Source organism: Pseudomonas sp. SL4(2022) (assembly GCF_026625725.1).
GTDB lineage: Bacteria > Pseudomonadota > Gammaproteobacteria > Pseudomonadales > Pseudomonadaceae > Aquipseudomonas.
Map to the genome: position 1 here is coordinate 365,830 of NZ_CP113060.1, position 16,022 is coordinate 381,851.

Genomic DNA, 16,022 nt, shown 5'->3' on the forward strand with positions numbered 1-16,022 from the left:
CCGCGTCGACGATCAGCGCCGACTCAGCCATTGTTCGGCCAGATGACGAGCCCGACCATCAGCGACCAGCACCGTATCCAGGCTCTCAACCGCCAGGGCGGGCTCAGCGTGCAGAACATCTTCGATGATACGCGCGATCTCAGGAAAGCGGATGCGTCGCTCAAGAAACGCCGCAACGGCCACTTCGTTGACCGCATTGAGCATAGCCGGCGCAGTGCCACCGACCTGAGCAGCCTCACGCGCCAGACGCAGACAAGGGAAGCGCTGCTCGTCCGGAGCCTGGAAGTCCAACCGAGCAATAGCAAACAGATCCAACGGCGCGACGCCGGAGTCGATACGTTCCGGCCAAGCCAGAGCGTGACTGATGGGGGTTCGCATGTCCGGATTGCCCAGCTGAGCCAGCACCGAACCGTCAACATAGTCGACCAACGAGTGAATCACGCTCTGCGGATGCACCACCACCTCAACCAGGTCAGGAGTGGCATCAAACAACCAGCAAGCCTCGATCAGCTCCAGGCCTTTGTTCATCATGCTCGCCGAATCCACCGAGATCTTGCGCCCCATCGACCAGTTGGGATGCGCGCACGCCTGCTCAGGCGTGACAGCATGCAGCTGCTCCAGCGGCATCTCACGAAACGGCCCACCCGAGGCGGTCAGCAGAATACGCCGCACACCCACCTGCTGCAGGCCGCGAGCGTAGTCACCCGGCAGACACTGGAAAATCGCATTGTGTTCACTGTCGATCGGCAGCAGAACTGCACCGCTCCGCCTGACGGCTTGCATAAACAGTGCGCCCGACATCACCAGCGCTTCTTTGTTGGCCAGTAGCACCTTCTTGCCGGCCTCGACCGCAGCCAGGGTCGGCGGCAGGCCGGCGGCACCAACAATGGCGGCCATCACCGCATCCACCTCAGGATGCGCTGCCACTTTACAGAGCCCCTCGGGACCATGCAGCACGTGAGTGGCCAAACCGGCCGCGCGCAAACACTCCTGAAGCTGGCGAGCTTGCAGAGCCTGCGGCACTACAGCAAAGCGCGGACGGTAAATCATGCACAACGCTTCCAGCTCTGCCAGACGGCTAAAGCCGGACAACGCGAATACTTGATAGCGCTCTGGATGGCGAGCGATCACATCGAGAGTGCTCAGACCGATCGAACCGGTAGCCCCCAGGACGGTTATCTGCTGCATCGCACTCACCGTATGCCCCACCCTGACAACCACAAGAGAGCTGCAAAAACCGGAATAGCAGCAGTCAGACTATCGATACGGTCTAACACGCCACCATGCCCTGGCAGCAGATTACTACTGTCCTTGATGCCCGATTGGCGCTTGAACATGCTCTCAGTCAGATCACCCACAACCGAGATCAACACCACGACCGCTGTACCGAGTGCCCCCAACAGCAGACTGCTAAAGGACCACTCGCGGCCAATGGCGACACCGATACAGATCAGCAGCGTAGTCAGCAGGCCACCGAAGACACCCTCCCAGCTCTTGCCGGGACTAACCTGCGGCGCCAGCTTGCGCTTGCCGAAACGGCGACCTGCAAAATAGGCACCGATATCAGCCCCCCAGACCAGCACCATCACCGCCAAGATCAGCCAATTGGCCTCTGGCCACTGCTTGAGCAGCACCAGCCCTTGCCAGGCGGGCAACAGAATCAGCAGACCGATCAGCAACCTGACCGGCGCGGCAACCCAGTACTGGCTGCTGCCGGGATAACCCAGCACCAGAAACGTAGCAATCACCCACCAAACCACCCCGATCAACAACAACCAGGGCGCTAGCTGCGGCAACAGATACAAGCCGAACAGCAAGGCCGCAACCAGTACGGCATAAGCCACACGCTGCACCTGCGCGGCAAAACCGGCCAGGCGCGCCCATTCCCAGCCCCCCAGACTGACCACCGCACCGATAAACAGCGCAAACCAGGCACCATCCAGCAGGAAAAAGCCGCCCAGCGCAAACGGCAGAAGCACCAGAGCCGTGATAATTCGTTGCTTGAGCATCAGGTACGCGCCTCAGCTGCAACCTGCTCGCTGGTTTTCCCAAAGCGACGCTGGCGGCTAGCGAAATCGGCCAAGGCTTTGCGCATGGCGTCGTGTTTGAAGTCCGGCCAGTAGAGGTCGGAGAAATACAACTCGGTATACGCCAGCTGCCAAAGCAGGAAATTGCTGACGCGATGCTCACCACCGGTGCGGATACACAAATCCGGTAATGGCAGATCACCGGTCACCAGGCAACTTTGCAGCAATTCCGGGGTGATATCTTCGGCGCGCAGATGACCACCTTGAACTTCACGCGCCAGCCGCTGCGCAGCCTGCGCGATATCCCACTGACCGCCATAGTTGGCGGCCACCTGCAGGACAAAACGTCTGTCGCCAGCAGTTTGCGCTTCTGCATCGCGCATGGCCGCTTGCAGCTCGGGGTGAAAACGTGAACGGTCGCCAATAATGCGCAAACTGATGTCATTGGCATCGAGCTTTTTCGCCTCGCGCCGCAGCGCACTGAGAAACAACTCCATCAGCGCACTGACTTCTTCGGCCGGGCGCTGCCAGTTTTCACTGGAGAAGGCGAACAGGGTCAATACCTCGACCCCGGCCTCAGCACACACCTCGATCACCGCACGAACGGCATCGACGCCAGCCTTGTGGCCAGCAACACCAGGCAGCAGACGCTTCTTCGCCCAGCGGTTATTGCCGTCCATGATGATTGCCACATGCCGTGGCACGGCAATCCGATTACCGTCGTTGGTTTTGTCCATGGCGATAATCTGACCGTTAAACGGCCATCAGATCCGCTTCTTTCTGCTTCACCGCCACTTCGATTTCCGCCACGAACTTGTCGGTCAGCTTCTGGATGTCATCAGCAGCACGACGCTCCTCGTCTTCGCTGATTTCCTTCTCTTTGACCAGATCTTTCAGCTGGCTCAAGGCATCGCGACGGATATTGCGCACCGCAACACGACCATCCTCAGCTGCATCACGCGCTTGCTTGGTGAAGCCCTTACGGGTTTCTTCGGTCAGCGCCGGCATGGAGATCAGCAACAGCTCACCCAGGTTGGTCGGGTTGAAGCCCAGACCGGAACTCTGGATCGCCTTGTCGACCGCTGCCAGCATGTTGCGCTCAAACGCTACAACCTGCAGGGTACGGGCATCCTTGACGGTGACGTTAGCCACTTGATTCAAGGGGGTGTCGGAGCCGTAGTAAGGCACCATCACGCCGCCGAGGATGCTCGGGTGCGCCTGACCGGTACGGATCCGGCTGAAGGCATGAACCAACGACTCCAGGCTTTTCTGCATGCGTACCTGGGCGTCTTTCTTGATCTCATTGATCATTGCTTGTCTTCCTCGATCAGAGTGCCTTCAGCGCCACCGACTACAACGTTCAGCAGGGCACCGGGCTTGTTCATGTTGAAAACGCGCAGCGGCATATTATGGTCGCGGCACAGACAGATCGCTGTCAGATCCATCACGCCCAGCTTGCGGTCGAGCACCTCGTCATAGGTCAGGCGATCGAACTTCTCGGCATGCGGATCCTTGAATGGGTCGGCAGTGTACACGCCATCGACCTTGGTCGCCTTGAGCACCACATCGGCATCGATCTCGATGGCGCGCAGGCAGGCAGCCGAGTCAGTGGTAAAAAACGGATTACCAGTGCCAGCAGCAAAAATCACCACCTCACCGGTTTTCAGATGACGCATGGCCTTGCGGCGATCGTAATGATCAGTCACCCCGACCATGGAAATGGCCGACATAACGATGGCCGGAATGTTCGAGCGCTCCAGGGCGTCGCGCATGGCCAGGGCATTCATTACGGTGGCGAGCATACCCATGTGATCGCCGGTCACCCGATCCATGCCCGCAGCACTCAGGGCCGCACCACGGAACAGGTTGCCACCACCGATCACCAGACCGACCTGCACACCGATACCGACCAACTGGCCGACTTCCAGCGCCATGCGATCAAGCACCTTGGGATCGATGCCAAAATCTTCCGACCCCATCAGGGCCTCGCCGCTAAGTTTGAGCAGAATGCGCTTGTAGCGCGGTTGACGACCACCCATCTGCTGAGCCATTGCGAGTCTCTCCTGCGGCGTTTGAATTCTTTACGGGCTTGGACCCGAATTATCGAGCGCTTGGACCGCGCCCCGGACAATTGGTGCGCTTCAATAATAGAAGCGAACAGCAACTCCCCGTCCTTATTTGACAAAGAGGCTGCGCGCGTCAGCGGGCAGCCTCTCCTGTCGGCAGTAAAGAACCGTCTTACTGCTTGCTGGCAGCAGCCACTTGCGCAGCAACTTCTTCAGCGAAGTTGTCGACTGGCTTCTCGATGCCTTCGCCCACTTTAAAGTAAGTGAAGGAAACGATTTCAGCGCCGCCCTGCTTGGCCAGAGCGCCAACAGTCAACTCAGGGTTCTTAACAAACGCCTGCTCAACGAGGCTGGCCTCAGCCAGGAACTTGTTAATACGGCCCTTGACCATGTTTTCAACAATGTTTTCCGGCTTGCCTTTGATTTTCTCTTCGTTGAGGCTCAGGAACACGGCTTTCTCGCGCTCGATGGCTTCAGCGGAAACCTGCGAAGGCAGCAGGAACTCTGGGTTGCTGGCCGCTACGTGCATAGCGATGTCTTTGGCCAGCTCGACGTTGCCGCCTTTGAGCACAACCACAACACCGATTTTGTTGCCGTGCAGGTAAGAACCCAGAACGTCGCCTTCGATACGCGCCAGACGACGGATGTTGACGTTCTCGCCACACTTGGCAACCAGGGCCAGACGGGCTTCTTCCTGAGCAGCGATCAACGGCTCAACTTCGGTCAGTTTGTCAGCGAAGGCTTTCTCAACGCTGGCAGCCACAAAGGCTTTGAAGTCGTCCTGCAGCGCCAGGAAGTCGGTCTGCGAGTTGACCTCAATGATAACGGCGGTCTTGCCGTCTTCCTTGATGCTGATCGCGCCTTCAGCAGCCACATTGCCGGCTTTTTTGGCAGCCTTGATCGCGCCGGAAGCACGCATGTCGTCGATGGCTTTTTCGATGTCGCCGCCAGCCTTGGCCAAGGCTTTCTTGCAATCCATCATGCCTTCGCCAGTACGCTCACGCAGTTCTTTAACCAACGCTGCAGTAATTTCTGCCATTTCAAAATCCTCTGGATAGGTGTTAACCATTCCACCCGCCAAAAACGGGCGCTCAATTCTTAACGCACTGCCGACAATGACCTGAAACATTTGCAACAGTATGTCGGCGATGGTTTTCAAGGTGGCAAAAAGGGGGCCAAGCCCCCTTTTTGCGAACTAAGCAAACGCTATACGCGTTTTACTTAGCCTTCAGCAGCTTCTACAGCCGGCGCTTGCTCGACGAACTCGTCGGTGCCGCCAGCAGCGTTGCTGCGGCCGCGCACAACGGCGTCAGCCATCGCACCCATGTACAACTGGATGGCGCGAATGGCGTCATCGTTGCCTGGGATGATGTAGTCAACGCCTTCCGGGCTGCTGTTGGTATCGACAACGCCGATCACCGGGATGCCCAGCTTGTTGGCTTCGGTGATCGCGATGCGCTCGTGATCAACGTCAATCACGAACAGTGCGTCAGGCAGGCCGCCCATATCCTTGATACCACCCAGGCTGCGATCCAGTTTTTCCAGATCACGGGTACGCATCAGGGCTTCTTTCTTGGTCAGCTTGGTGAAAGTACCGTCCTGAGACTGAGCTTCCAGATCACGCAGACGCTTGATCGATGCGCGGATGGTTTTGTAGTTGGTCAGCATGCCGCCCAACCAGCGATGATCGACGTACGGCGAACCGCAACGTGCCGCTTCTTCAGCAACAATTTTGCCGGCGGAGCGCTTGGTGCCAACGAACAGAATCTTGTTCTTGCCAGCAGCCAGCTTCTCAACGAAAGACAGCGCTTCGTTGAACATTGGCAGGGTTTTTTCGAGGTTGATGATGTGAATCTTGTTGCGCGCACCGAAAATGTATTTGCCCATTTTCGGGTTCCAGTAACGGGTCTGGTGGCCGAAGTGCACACCGGCCTTCAGCATATCGCGCATATTGACTTGGGACATGATAGTTCCTTGATAAGTCGGGTTAGGCCTCCACGCATCCCGATTTCCAACCCTGCGGACCTGCCGCAAAGCACCCAGGAAACCGTGTCGATACGTGTGTGGGTTTAAGCTTCCGGGCGTGCTGCCCGTAAAGCGGCGCGTTTTATACCATAAAAGATAGGCGCAGGCTACACGCACACAGCGCAAACCCTACCGAAACCAGCACAACGGCGTCACGTGCTGCTTATGGCAGGCGGCTGGTAGCTGTTAAGATAACGCCCTTTCTGTTCGCGCCCGAGAGCCGCACTATGACCGTCACCATCAAAACGCCCGACGAAATCGAGAAAATGCGCGTAGCCGGTCGCCTGGCTGCCGAAGTTCTGGAAATGATCGGCGAACACGTCAAGCCCGGAGTAACCACCGAAGAGCTTGATCGCATCTGCCATGACTATATCGTCAACGTGCAGCAGGCCATCCCCGCGCCGCTCAACTACAAAGGTTTTCCCAAGTCGATCTGTACCTCGGTCAACCACGTGGTCTGCCACGGCATCCCGAACGACAAACCACTGAAAGAAGGTGATGTGATCAACATCGACATCACCGTGATCAAAGATGGCTACCACGGCGATACCAGCAAGATGTTCATGGTTGGCAAGGTACCCGAGTGGGCCGAGCGCCTGGCCAAGATCACCCAAGAATGCATGTATAAGGGTATCGAACTGGTTAAGCCGGGCACGCGCCTGGGCGATATCGGCGAAGTGATCCAGAAGCATGCCGAGAAAAACGGTTTCTCCGTGGTCCGCGAATACTGCGGCCATGGCATCGGCGCGGTATTCCATGAAGAGCCGCAAGTGCTGCATTACGGCCGCGCCGGCACCGGCATGGAGCTCAAACAAGGCATGACCTTCACCATCGAGCCGATGATCAACCAGGGTCGCCCGGAAACTCGTACCCTCGGGGACGGCTGGACCGCCATTACCAAGGACCGCAAGCTTTCCGCGCAATGGGAACACACCATCCTAGTGACCGCCGACGGCTACGAGATATTCACCCTGCGCAGTGATGACACCATCCCGCGCACATCGGCCTGACCCTCACGGCACGCTCACCGCGCTTGTTCTAGATAGAAGGAAAGCAGTCATGCCGCAGGTAGATCCCGAGCTGTTCGACCGCGGCCAGTTCCAGGCGGAGCTGGCTCTCAAGGCCAGCCCCATCGCCGCCTTTAAGAAGGCCATCCGCCATGCCCGCGAAGTGCTCGACGGACGCTTCCGGACCGGTCGCGATGTACGCCGCCTGGTGGAAGATCGCGCCTGGTTTGTCGACCAGATCCTGCGCGAGGCATGGGATCGTCTGCCCTGGAGTGAAGACGCCGACATCGCCTTACTGGCAGTTGGCGGTTATGGTCGCGGCGAACTGCACCCCTACTCGGACATCGACCTGCTGATCCTGCTGGACAACGCCGACCACGAAACCTTCCGTGAACCGATCGAGCAGTTTCTCACCCTGCTCTGGGACATCGGACTGGAAGTCGGGCAAAGCGTGCGCAGCGTCGATGAGTGCGCCAGCGAAGCCCGCGCCGACCTGACGGTGATCACCAACCTGATGGAAAGCCGCACCATTGCTGGCCCCGAGCGTCTGCGCATGCGCATGCAGGCCGTCACCAGCACCGAACAGATGTGGCCGAGCAAGGACTTCTTTCTAGCCAAACACAGCGAGAAACGCGCCCGACACAGCAAATACAACGACACCGAATACAACCTGGAGCCCAACGTCAAAGGCTCCCCCGGCGGCCTGCGCGACATTCAGACCATCCTCTGGGTCGCGCGCCGGCATTTCGGCACGCTGAACCTGCACGCCATGGTCGGCCAGGGCTTCCTATTGGAAAGCGAATACGCCCTGCTCGCCTCCAGCCAGGAGTTTCTCTGGAAGGTGCGCTACGCCCTGCACATGCTCGCCGGCCGCGCCGAAGACCGCCTGCTGTTCGACCACCAGAGCAAGGTGGCGACCCTGCTGGGCTTCGAAGACAGCGACAGCAAGCGCGCCATTGAACGCTTTATGCAGAAGTACTACCGCGTAGTCATGGCAATCGCTGAACTCAGCGACCTGATAGTGCAGCACTTCGAAGAACAGATTCTGCATGCCGGTGAAGTCGGTCAGGCCACGCCGCTCAACAGCCGCTTCCTGCTGCGTGATGGCTATATCGAAGTTGCGCACCCCAACGTGTTCAAGCGCACGCCGTTCGCCATCATGGAAATCTTCGTGCTGATGGCTCAGCACCCGGATATCAAAGGCGTGTGCGCCAACAGCATTCGTCTGCTGCGCGAACACCGCCACCTGATCGACGATGATTTCCGCCGCGATATTCGCAACACCAGCCTGTTTGTCGAGCTGTTCAAAAGCCCCCAGGGCATCCATCGTAACCTGCGCCGAATGAACCGATACGGCATCCTCGGCCTGTACCTGCCCGAGTTCGGCCATATTGTCGGGCAGATGCAGCATGACCTGTTCCACATCTATACCGTCGATGCGCACACCCTCAACCTGATTAAACACCTGCGCAAATTCAAGTGGCCTGAGCTGGCGGAAAAATTCCCCTTGGCCAGCAAGCTGATCGACAAACTGCCTAAACCCGAACTGATCTATATGGCCGGGCTTTACCACGACATCGGCAAAGGCCGTGGCGGTGACCATTCGGAGCTGGGCGCAGTGGACGCGGAAGCGTTCTGCGTACGCCATCAGTTGCCCAACTGGGACTCCAAACTGATCGTCTGGCTGGTGCAGCACCATCTGGTGATGTCCACCACCGCGCAGCGCAAGGACCTCTCCGACCCGCAAGTCATCTTCGATTTCGCCCGCCTGGTAGGCGATCAGACGCGGTTGGATTACCTCTACGTGCTGACCGTGGCCGACATCAACGCCACCAACCCCAGCCTGTGGAATTCCTGGCGTGCCAGCCTGCTGCGCCAGCTCTACACCGAAACCAAGCGCGCGCTGCGCCGTGGCCTGGAAAACCCGCTGGATCGCGAAGAGCAGATCCGCCTGACGCAGAGCGCGGCCCTGGACATTCTGGTACGTGGCGGCACCGATGCCGACGATGCCGAACAGCTTTGGGCGCAACTGGGCGATGACTATTTCCTGCGCCATACCGCAGCCGATGTGGTCTGGCACAGTGAGGCCATCCTGCAACACCCAGCCGATGGCGACCCACTGGTGCTGATTAAGGAAACCACCCAGCGCGAGTTCGAAGGCGGCACACAGATCTTCATCTATGCCCCCGACCAGCATGACTTCTTCGCCGTGACCGTGGCCGCCATGGCTCAGCTCAACCTGAACATCCACGACGCACGGATTCTCACCTCCACCAGCCAGTTCACCCTCGACACCTACATTGTGCTCGAAGGCGAAGGCGGCTCAATCGGCGACAACCCGGCGCGCATCAAGGAAATTCGCCAGGGGTTGATTGATGCCCTGAAGAACCCAGACGAGTACCCGAGCATCATCCAACGCCGCGTGCCGCGTCAGCTCAAGCACTTTGCCTTCGCCCCGCAGGTGACTATCCATAACGATGCGCACCGCCCGGTGACCATCCTTGAGGTCACCGCACCGGATCGCCCCGGCCTACTGGCCCGCATCGGACGGATTTTCCTCGACTTCGACCTGTCGCTGCAGAATGCCAAGATCGCCACATTAGGCGAGCGCGTGGAAGACGTGTTCTTCGTCACCGACGCGCACAACCAGCCACTGGCCGACCCGGAACTGTGCATGCGGCTGCAGGAAACCATGGTGGCGCAACTGTCTGACACCACCAGCCTGCAGGTCGAACCGACTCGCATCAGCATCTAACCCTTCGCCCTTACGCTTTGAGCTGCCCGGCCGCGATGCCGCCAGGCGCCTGGAGACCTCAGGAAGACACCATGAATGACGCGTTAAACCAGCTGCAGCCCTACCCGTTCGAAAAGCTTCGCGCCCTGCTCGGCAGCGTACAGGTGGCCGCCGGTAAAAGCCCGATCGCCCTGTCGATTGGTGAGCCAAAACACCGCTCCCCGGATTTTGTTGCCGAAGCACTGAGCGCCAACCTCGACCAGCTGGCGGTCTACCCGACCACCCTGGGTATCCCGGCGCTGCGCGAAGCCATCGCCAACTGGTGTGGTCGCCGCTTCGGCCTGCCGGCCGGCGTGCTCGACCCGGCGCGCCATGTGCTGCCGGTCAACGGCACCCGCGAGGCACTGTTCGCCTTTACCCAGGCCGTAGTCAAACGTGATGCGGGCGGATTGGTGGTCAGCCCCAACCCGTTCTATCAGATCTACGAAGGCGCGGCCTTTCTCGCGGGCGCACAGCCGCACTACCTGCCGTGCTTGGAAGAACATGGCTTCAACCCGGATTTCGATGCGGTCAGCGACGATGTCTGGCAACGCTGCCAAATCCTCTTTCTCTGCTCGCCCGGCAACCCGACCGGCGCACTGATTCCGCTGGCAACGCTGAAAAAGCTGATCGCCCTGGCCGATCAATTCGACTTCGTGATCGCCGCCGACGAGTGCTACAGCGAACTGTATTTCGATGAAGCCAATCCACCAGCCGGCCTGCTGACCGCCTGCGGCGAACTGGGCCGCCACGACTTCAAACGCTGCGTGGTATTCCACAGCCTGTCCAAGCGCTCCAACCTGCCGGGGCTGCGTTCGGGCTTCGTCGCCGGCGACGCCGACATTCTGAAATCTTTTCTGCTGTACCGTACCTACCACGGCTGCGCCATGCCGGTACAAACCCAGCTGGCCAGTGTGGCCGCTTGGAACGATGAAGCCCATGTCAAAGCCAACCGCGACCTGTACCGCGAGAAGTTCGACGCGGTGCTGGCGATTCTGCAAGGCGTGCTGGATGTACAGCGCCCGGACGGTGGTTTTTACCTGTGGGCGAAAACCCCGATAGACGATGAAACATTTACCCGCGAGCTGTTTGCCCGTGAGCATGTCACCGTAGTGCCCGGCTCGTACCTGTCGCGCGCGGTAGACGGCCACAACCCGGGGGCTGGCCGTGTGCGCATGGCGCTGGTCGCACCTCTGGCCGAGTGCGTGGCGGCCGCTGAACGTATCCGTGATTTTGTAAAGAGCCGCTGATGAGCAAGACCCTGTTTGGCATCAAAGCCTGCGACACCATGAAAAAAGCCCGCACCTGGCTCGACGAGCACGGGGTAAGCTACGCCTTTCATGATTACAAAGCCTGCGGCATCGACCGTGGCAACCTGGAAAAGTGGTGCAATGAGCATGGTTGGGAAACCGTCCTGAACCGCGCTGGCACCACCTTCCGCAAGCTGGACGAGGCGCAGAAAAGCAACCTCGACCAGCACAAGGCGATCGAACTGATGCTCGCCCAACCGTCGATGATCAAACGCCCGGTGCTGGATCTCGGCAACAAGACCCTGGTTGGCTTCAAAGCCGACCGTTATGCCGCCGAACTGGCTTGAACCAGCCGGCCCACACGAATTTGCGGTAAGGAAAACAGCATGAGCACAGCATTATTCAGCCTGGCCTTTGGCGTTGGCACTCAAAACCGTCAGGGCACCTGGCTGGAAGTCTTTTACGCACAGCCACTGCTCAACCCGGCCAGCGAGCTGGTCGCCAAAGTGGTGGAAAAACTCGGCTACCAGGGCGGCAACCAGGCCATCGCCATCACCACCAATCAGGCCGGTGATCTGGCCGAAGTGCTCAAACACACCGACAGCGCTCAAGCCGCCCTGCTGACCCGCCTGGCCGAAAGCCAAAAGCCGCTGGTGGTCACCCTGCTGGCCGAAGACGCCGCACTGACCAGCACCCCTGAGGCGTACCTGAAACTGCACCTGCTGTCGCACCGTTTGGTGAAGCCGCATGGCCTCAACCTCACCGGTATTTTCCCGCTGCTGCCGAACGTGGCCTGGACCAGCCAGGGTGCAGTCGATTTGGCCGAGCTGGCTGAGCGCCAACTGGAAGCGCGCCTCAAAGGCGAACTGCTGGAAGTGTTCTCGGTCGACAAGTTCCCGAAAATGACCGACTACGTGGTGCCGAGCGGCGTGCGTATCGCTGACAGCGCGCGTATTCGTCTGGGTGCCTACGTGGGCGAAGGCACCACCGTGATGCACGAAGGGTTCGTTAACTTCAACGCCGGTACCGCCGGCCCCGGCATGATCGAAGGCCGTGTGTCGGCAGGCGTGTTTGTTGGTAAAGGTTCAGACCTGGGCGGCGGCTGTTCGACCATGGGCACCCTGTCCGGCGGCGGCAATATCGTCATTTCCGTGGGCGAAGGCTGCCTGATCGGCGCTAACGCTGGCATCGGCATTCCATTAGGCGACCGCAACACCGTGGAATCCGGCCTGTACATCACCGCCGGTACCAAGGTCGCGCTGCTCGATGCCGACAATCAACTGGTCAAGGTGCTCAAGGCCCGCGACTTGGCGGGTCAGCCAGACCTGCTGTTCCGTCGCAACTCGCAAACCGGCGCGGTGGAGTGCAAAACCCACAAGTCGGCCATTGAGTTGAACGAAGCCCTGCACGCGCACAACTAAGAGGCCGCAGCAAGCTGCAAGCCACACGCTGCAAGCGATAGCCGCAGCCCAGACTTGCAGCTTGCCGCTTGAAGCTTATGGCTCTTGATTCCCCATGGCGCGCTGACTTCCCCGGTATTCTGGCCCTTGCGGCCGAAGGCCAGACCTATCTGGACAGCGCCGCCACCGCGCAAAAGCCCCAGACCATGCTCGATGCCCTGCTCGGCTATTACGCCGGCGGCGCCGCGAACGTGCACCGCGCCCAGCATGTGCCGGGCGAACGTGCCACCCGTGCCTTTGAAGCCACGCGGGAGAAAGTCGCGCGCTGGCTCAACGCCGCCGACGCACAGCAGATCCTCTTCACCCGCAGCGCCACCGAAGCGTTCAATCTTCTGGCCTATGGCCTGGAGCATCGTTTCATTGCGGGTGACGAAATCGTCATCAGCGCGCTGGAACACCACGCCAACCTGCTGCCGTGGCAACAACTGGCGCAGCGTCGTCAGCTAAAACTGGTGGTGCTGCCGCTGGACCCGCATGGCTTGATTGATCTAGCCCAAGCCGCGCAACTGATCGGGCCGCGCACCCGCCTGCTGGCGATCAGTCAACTGTCCAACGTGCTGGGTAGCTGGCAACCGCTAAGGCCGCTCATGACCTTGGCGCAGGCGCAAGGTGCGCTGACCGTGGTCGATGGCAGCCAAGGCGTGGTGCATGGCCGTCAGGATGTTCAGGCACTCGGCTGCGATTTCTATGTCTGCTCCAGCCACAAGCTTTACGGCCCGGACGGTGTCGGCCTGCTCTATGGCCGCCCGCAAGCGCTGGAACAGCTGTCGCACTGGCAGTTTGGTGGCGAAATGCTGCAGGACACCGACTACCACAACGCCCGTTTCCGCCCTGCGCCATTAGGCTTTGAGGCTGGTACGCCACCGATTGCGTCGGTGATCGCCCTGGGTGCCAGCCTGGATTACCTGAGCAGCCTCGACGCTAGCGCCGTCAGCGCCCACGAAGCGGCGCTGCATGGCGAGCTGATCACGGGGCTGCAGCAGCGCCAAGGCCTGCGCCTGCTCGGCACGCCGACTGTCGCCCTGGCCAGCTTTGTGGTCGAGGGCGTACACCCGGCCGACCTTGCCCACCTGCTGACCGAACAGGGCATCGCCGTGCGCGCCGGCCATCACTGCGCCATGCCGCTGCTGCAGGGCCTCGGCTTGAGCGGGGCGATTCGTGTATCGCTGGGTTTGTATAACGATGCGGGCGACTTGCAGCGCTTTTTCAGTGCACTGGATCAGACCCTGGAACTGTTGCAATGACCTTACCGGAGAACGCTCAAGCCGCCCTACACGCCTTCACCAATTGTCCAGGCTGGGAACAGCGTGCGCGCCTGCTGATGCAATGGGGCGAACGATTGCTGCCCCTGACCGAAGCAGAACGCTGCGAAGCCAATCGGGTCAGCGGCTGTGAAAGCCAGGTGTGGTTGCTGGTCGACACGCAGGGGGCCCATTGGCAATTTCGCGCCAGCAGCGATGCACGCCTGTTGCGTGGCCTGCTCGCGCTGCTATTGGCCAGAGTCAACGGTCTGCCGCCAAGCGAACTGAGGCAACTGGATCCAGCCGACTGGTTTACTCAGCTCGGCCTGGCCCGCCACCTTTCCCCCTCACGCAGTAACGGCCTACAAGCCGTACTCGCACGCATGCAACAGCTCATTGCACTGAAGACTCTAGGGTGAACTGCCACTGATCAGCATTCCCTGCATTCAGTGCGCGTTGTAAGGATGCCAATTCACCATTGGCCACCAAGCGGCGCAGTCCTGCATTGAACACCTCAAGCAGACGTTGTGCCCGTGCATCGTCCTTACGGAACAATACGTGCAGCGGCTCAGCATGCAAAATACGGGGATTGTGCTTGATCAAGGCCCGTTCCTCGGCCGAGAAAAGGCGCTGCAGCATGGCATAGCCGACGGCCCGATCCTGCGGATGAAAGTCCACTCGCCCCAGGCTGAGCAGCCGGAATCCCGTGTCTTCCTTGCCACTCTGCTGCACCTGTAAGCGCCCGGCATCAAGCGCTGCATCAAACTTCGAGCCATAGGAGTAGCCCAGGGTGGTGGCTATGCGAAATTTTTCCAGGTCCTCAAAACGCTGCCAATTAAGTTGCTGGTCAGCTCGCTGGAACAGCACCACCTCGCCATGGGCAACAGCATCGCTGCACTGACTGAATCGCTGGCGATTCTTATTGCAGATATAGGGCATCACCGCATCAAGATTGCCTTGCTCGAGCATCAGCAAATTACGATCCCAGGGGTAGTAGACCAATTCGACCTGATAACCGGCAGCTTCGAAAATACCGCGTATCAGGCGCGACAAGGCCCCGCCATCACTGCGCTGCTGATCGACGTAAGGCGCCCAATCACCCGTGCCAATACGTACCAGAGGATCTGCAGTCACGCTTAACGCTGACAACAAGAGCGCACAGGCCAACAGACATCGCGGAAAAACCAGCAGGACAAGACGCGACAGGGACAACACAACACACCTCAATAGAGCATTACCAGCTTATCCCTGCTGTATATAGACCGGAATCGGTCAGCGTTGATACCTAACCCCGAGCATCGACCACCGAGCTGCGCTCAGAGGGTCGCCGTGTACCGGCGACCAGCTTATCAACGATGCGTGCCGCTGCCACCATACCGAAGGTTGCTGTGACCATCATTACAGCGCCAAAACCACCGGCACAATCCAAGCGCACGCCATCACCAACAAATGCCTTGTACTGACAGACCGTGCCATCCGGCTTGGGATAGCGCAGCTGTTCGCTGGAAAACACGCACGGTACGCTGTAATTGCGCCCCGGCGTACGGGAAAACCCGTAATCGCGACGCAAGGTCGAGCGCACCTTGGAAGCCAGCGGGTCATTCCAGGTTTTGTTCAGGTCGCCGACCTGAATTTGTGTCGGGTCAATCTGACCGCCGGCACCACCGGTGGTGATGACCTGGATCTTGCGCCGCTTGCACCAGGAAATCAGTGCGGCCTTGGCGTTGACGCTGTCAATGCAGTCGATCACCGCATCAAGTTGCTCGGTGATGTACTCGGCCATGGTTTCACGGGTGACAAAATCCGCCACTGCGTGCACCACGCAGGCCGGATTGATCGACCGGATACGCGCAGCCATCACATCAACCTTGGGCTGGCCAACCGTGCTGTCCAGCGCGTGTGCCTGACGATTGCTATTACTGATGCACACATCATCGAGATCAAACAGAGAAATCTCGCCCACCCCGGAGCGAGCCAGAGCCTCGGCCGCCCAGGAACCCACACCGCCAATGCCTACTACTGCCACATGCGCAGCCGCCAGGCGCTCGGCACCCTCGTGGCCATACAAGCGGGCTATTCCGGCAAAGCGTTGTTCATCCACAGGCATTCGTATCTCTCAACAGCACAGGCGGCGCGCATTATAGGGAGCCGGCAGGCGGCACCCAAGCACTCT

At 59.7% G+C, this 16,022-nt stretch carries 16 protein-coding genes; 7 read left to right on the top strand and 9 right to left on the bottom strand.

Annotated elements, in window-relative coordinates; all coding sequences use genetic code 11:
* Positions 1-12 precede the first annotated feature (12 nt).
* The 7 genes from ispC to rpsB all read right to left on the bottom strand — a co-directional run bounded on the left by ispC (position 13) and on the right by rpsB (position 6,058).
* Positions 13-1,197, bottom strand: coding sequence for a 1-deoxy-D-xylulose-5-phosphate reductoisomerase (gene ispC / locus OU997_RS01785; protein ID WP_108487653.1), 1,185 nt, complete (start codon positions 1,195-1,197; stop codon positions 13-15).
* Positions 1,194-2,009, bottom strand: coding sequence for a phosphatidate cytidylyltransferase (locus OU997_RS01790; protein ID WP_108487651.1), 816 nt, complete (start codon positions 2,007-2,009; stop codon positions 1,194-1,196). The genes ispC and OU997_RS01790 overlap by 4 nt, the downstream gene beginning before the upstream one ends.
* Positions 2,009-2,764, bottom strand: coding sequence for a polyprenyl diphosphate synthase (gene uppS, locus OU997_RS01795; protein WP_108487649.1), 756 nt, complete (start codon positions 2,762-2,764; stop codon positions 2,009-2,011). The genes OU997_RS01790 and uppS overlap by 1 nt, the downstream gene beginning before the upstream one ends.
* Before the next feature lie 16 nt (positions 2,765-2,780).
* Positions 2,781-3,338: a ribosome recycling factor gene (frr, locus tag OU997_RS01800; protein WP_108487647.1), complete on the bottom strand. Its 558-nt coding sequence runs from the start codon at positions 3,336-3,338 to the stop codon at positions 2,781-2,783.
* On the bottom strand, positions 3,335-4,078 hold the full coding sequence (gene pyrH / locus OU997_RS01805; protein ID WP_108487645.1) for a UMP kinase: 744 nt from the start codon (positions 4,076-4,078) through the stop codon (positions 3,335-3,337). The genes frr and pyrH overlap by 4 nt, the downstream gene beginning before the upstream one ends.
* A 187-nt stretch (positions 4,079-4,265) precedes the next feature.
* A complete protein-coding gene (gene tsf / locus OU997_RS01810) occupies positions 4,266-5,132 on the bottom strand; it encodes a translation elongation factor Ts (RefSeq protein WP_267808678.1) in 867 nt (288 codons plus the stop codon).
* A 182-nt stretch (positions 5,133-5,314) separates the two neighbouring features.
* Positions 5,315-6,058, bottom strand: coding sequence for a 30S ribosomal protein S2 (rpsB, locus tag OU997_RS01815; RefSeq protein WP_108487643.1), 744 nt, complete (start codon positions 6,056-6,058; stop codon positions 5,315-5,317).
* Between the two features lie 287 nt (positions 6,059-6,345).
* Here rpsB and map point away from each other — a divergent pair, with 287 nt between their 5' ends.
* The 7 genes from map to OU997_RS01850 all read left to right on the top strand — a co-directional run bounded on the left by map (position 6,346) and on the right by OU997_RS01850 (position 14,268).
* Positions 6,346-7,128 (top strand): type I methionyl aminopeptidase, encoded by a 783-nt coding sequence (map, locus tag OU997_RS01820; protein ID WP_108487641.1) that lies wholly within the window; start codon positions 6,346-6,348, stop codon positions 7,126-7,128.
* A gap of 49 nt (positions 7,129-7,177) precedes the next feature.
* Positions 7,178-9,880, top strand: a complete 2,703-nt coding sequence (locus tag OU997_RS01825) for a [protein-PII] uridylyltransferase (RefSeq protein ID WP_108487639.1) — start codon at positions 7,178-7,180, stop codon at positions 9,878-9,880.
* A gap of 71 nt (positions 9,881-9,951) precedes the next feature.
* Positions 9,952-11,148 carry a succinyldiaminopimelate transaminase gene (dapC, locus tag OU997_RS01830; RefSeq protein WP_267808679.1) on the top strand — a complete coding sequence of 399 codons (1,197 nt, stop codon included), beginning with the start codon at positions 9,952-9,954 and terminating at the stop codon, positions 11,146-11,148.
* Positions 11,148-11,495, top strand: coding sequence for an ArsC family reductase (locus OU997_RS01835; RefSeq protein ID WP_108487635.1), 348 nt, complete (start codon positions 11,148-11,150; stop codon positions 11,493-11,495). Before dapC ends, OU997_RS01835 begins: the two co-directional genes overlap by 1 nt.
* Positions 11,496-11,534: 39 nt before the next feature.
* Positions 11,535-12,569 (top strand): 2,3,4,5-tetrahydropyridine-2,6-dicarboxylate N-succinyltransferase, encoded by a 1,035-nt coding sequence (gene dapD / locus OU997_RS01840; protein ID WP_108487633.1) that lies wholly within the window; start codon positions 11,535-11,537, stop codon positions 12,567-12,569.
* Between the two features lie 77 nt (positions 12,570-12,646).
* Complete coding sequence (locus OU997_RS01845) at positions 12,647-13,852, top strand: aminotransferase class V-fold PLP-dependent enzyme (protein WP_267808680.1); 1,206 nt, start codon at positions 12,647-12,649, stop codon at positions 13,850-13,852.
* Positions 13,849-14,268, top strand: coding sequence for a SufE family protein (locus OU997_RS01850; protein ID WP_267808681.1), 420 nt, complete (start codon positions 13,849-13,851; stop codon positions 14,266-14,268). Before OU997_RS01845 ends, OU997_RS01850 begins: the two co-directional genes overlap by 4 nt.
* Here OU997_RS01850 and OU997_RS01855 read toward each other — a convergent pair.
* Both OU997_RS01855 and tcdA read right to left on the bottom strand, forming a co-directional pair.
* Positions 14,243-14,983, bottom strand: a complete 741-nt coding sequence (locus OU997_RS01855) for a substrate-binding periplasmic protein (protein ID WP_267808682.1) — start codon at positions 14,981-14,983, stop codon at positions 14,243-14,245. The two genes, OU997_RS01850 and OU997_RS01855, sit on opposite strands and share 26 nt — an antisense overlap.
* Positions 14,984-15,134: 151 nt before the next feature.
* A complete protein-coding gene (gene tcdA / locus OU997_RS01860) occupies positions 15,135-15,956 on the bottom strand; it encodes a tRNA cyclic N6-threonylcarbamoyladenosine(37) synthase TcdA (protein ID WP_108487627.1) in 822 nt (273 codons plus the stop codon).
* Between the last annotated feature and the right edge of the window lie 66 nt (positions 15,957-16,022).

Excerpts from the sequence above, each read along its gene's own strand:
- OU997_RS01790 (WP_108487651.1), bottom strand. The coding sequence starts at position 2,009 with ATGCTCAAGCAACGAATTATCACGGCTCTGGTGCTTCTGCCGTTTGCG.
- uppS (WP_108487649.1), bottom strand. The coding sequence starts at position 2,764 with ATGGACAAAACCAACGACGGTAATCGGATTGCCGTGCCACGGCATGTG.
- frr (WP_108487647.1), bottom strand. The coding sequence starts at position 3,338 with ATGATCAATGAGATCAAGAAAGACGCCCAGGTACGCATGCAGAAAAGC.
- pyrH (WP_108487645.1), bottom strand. The coding sequence starts at position 4,078 with ATGGCTCAGCAGATGGGTGGTCGTCAACCGCGCTACAAGCGCATTCTG.
- tsf (WP_267808678.1), bottom strand. The coding sequence starts at position 5,132 with ATGGCAGAAATTACTGCAGCGTTGGTTAAAGAACTGCGTGAGCGTACT.
- rpsB (WP_108487643.1), bottom strand. The coding sequence starts at position 6,058 with ATGTCCCAAGTCAATATGCGCGATATGCTGAAGGCCGGTGTGCACTTC.
- map (WP_108487641.1), top strand. The coding sequence starts at position 6,346 with ATGACCGTCACCATCAAAACGCCCGACGAAATCGAGAAAATGCGCGTA.
- OU997_RS01825 (WP_108487639.1), top strand. The coding sequence starts at position 7,178 with ATGCCGCAGGTAGATCCCGAGCTGTTCGACCGCGGCCAGTTCCAGGCG.
- dapC (WP_267808679.1), top strand. The coding sequence starts at position 9,952 with ATGAATGACGCGTTAAACCAGCTGCAGCCCTACCCGTTCGAAAAGCTT.
- OU997_RS01835 (WP_108487635.1), top strand. The coding sequence starts at position 11,148 with ATGAGCAAGACCCTGTTTGGCATCAAAGCCTGCGACACCATGAAAAAA.
- dapD (WP_108487633.1), top strand. The coding sequence starts at position 11,535 with ATGAGCACAGCATTATTCAGCCTGGCCTTTGGCGTTGGCACTCAAAAC.
- OU997_RS01845 (WP_267808680.1), top strand. The coding sequence starts at position 12,647 with ATGGCTCTTGATTCCCCATGGCGCGCTGACTTCCCCGGTATTCTGGCC.
- OU997_RS01850 (WP_267808681.1), top strand. The coding sequence starts at position 13,849 with ATGACCTTACCGGAGAACGCTCAAGCCGCCCTACACGCCTTCACCAAT.
- tcdA (WP_108487627.1), bottom strand. The coding sequence starts at position 15,956 with ATGCCTGTGGATGAACAACGCTTTGCCGGAATAGCCCGCTTGTATGGC.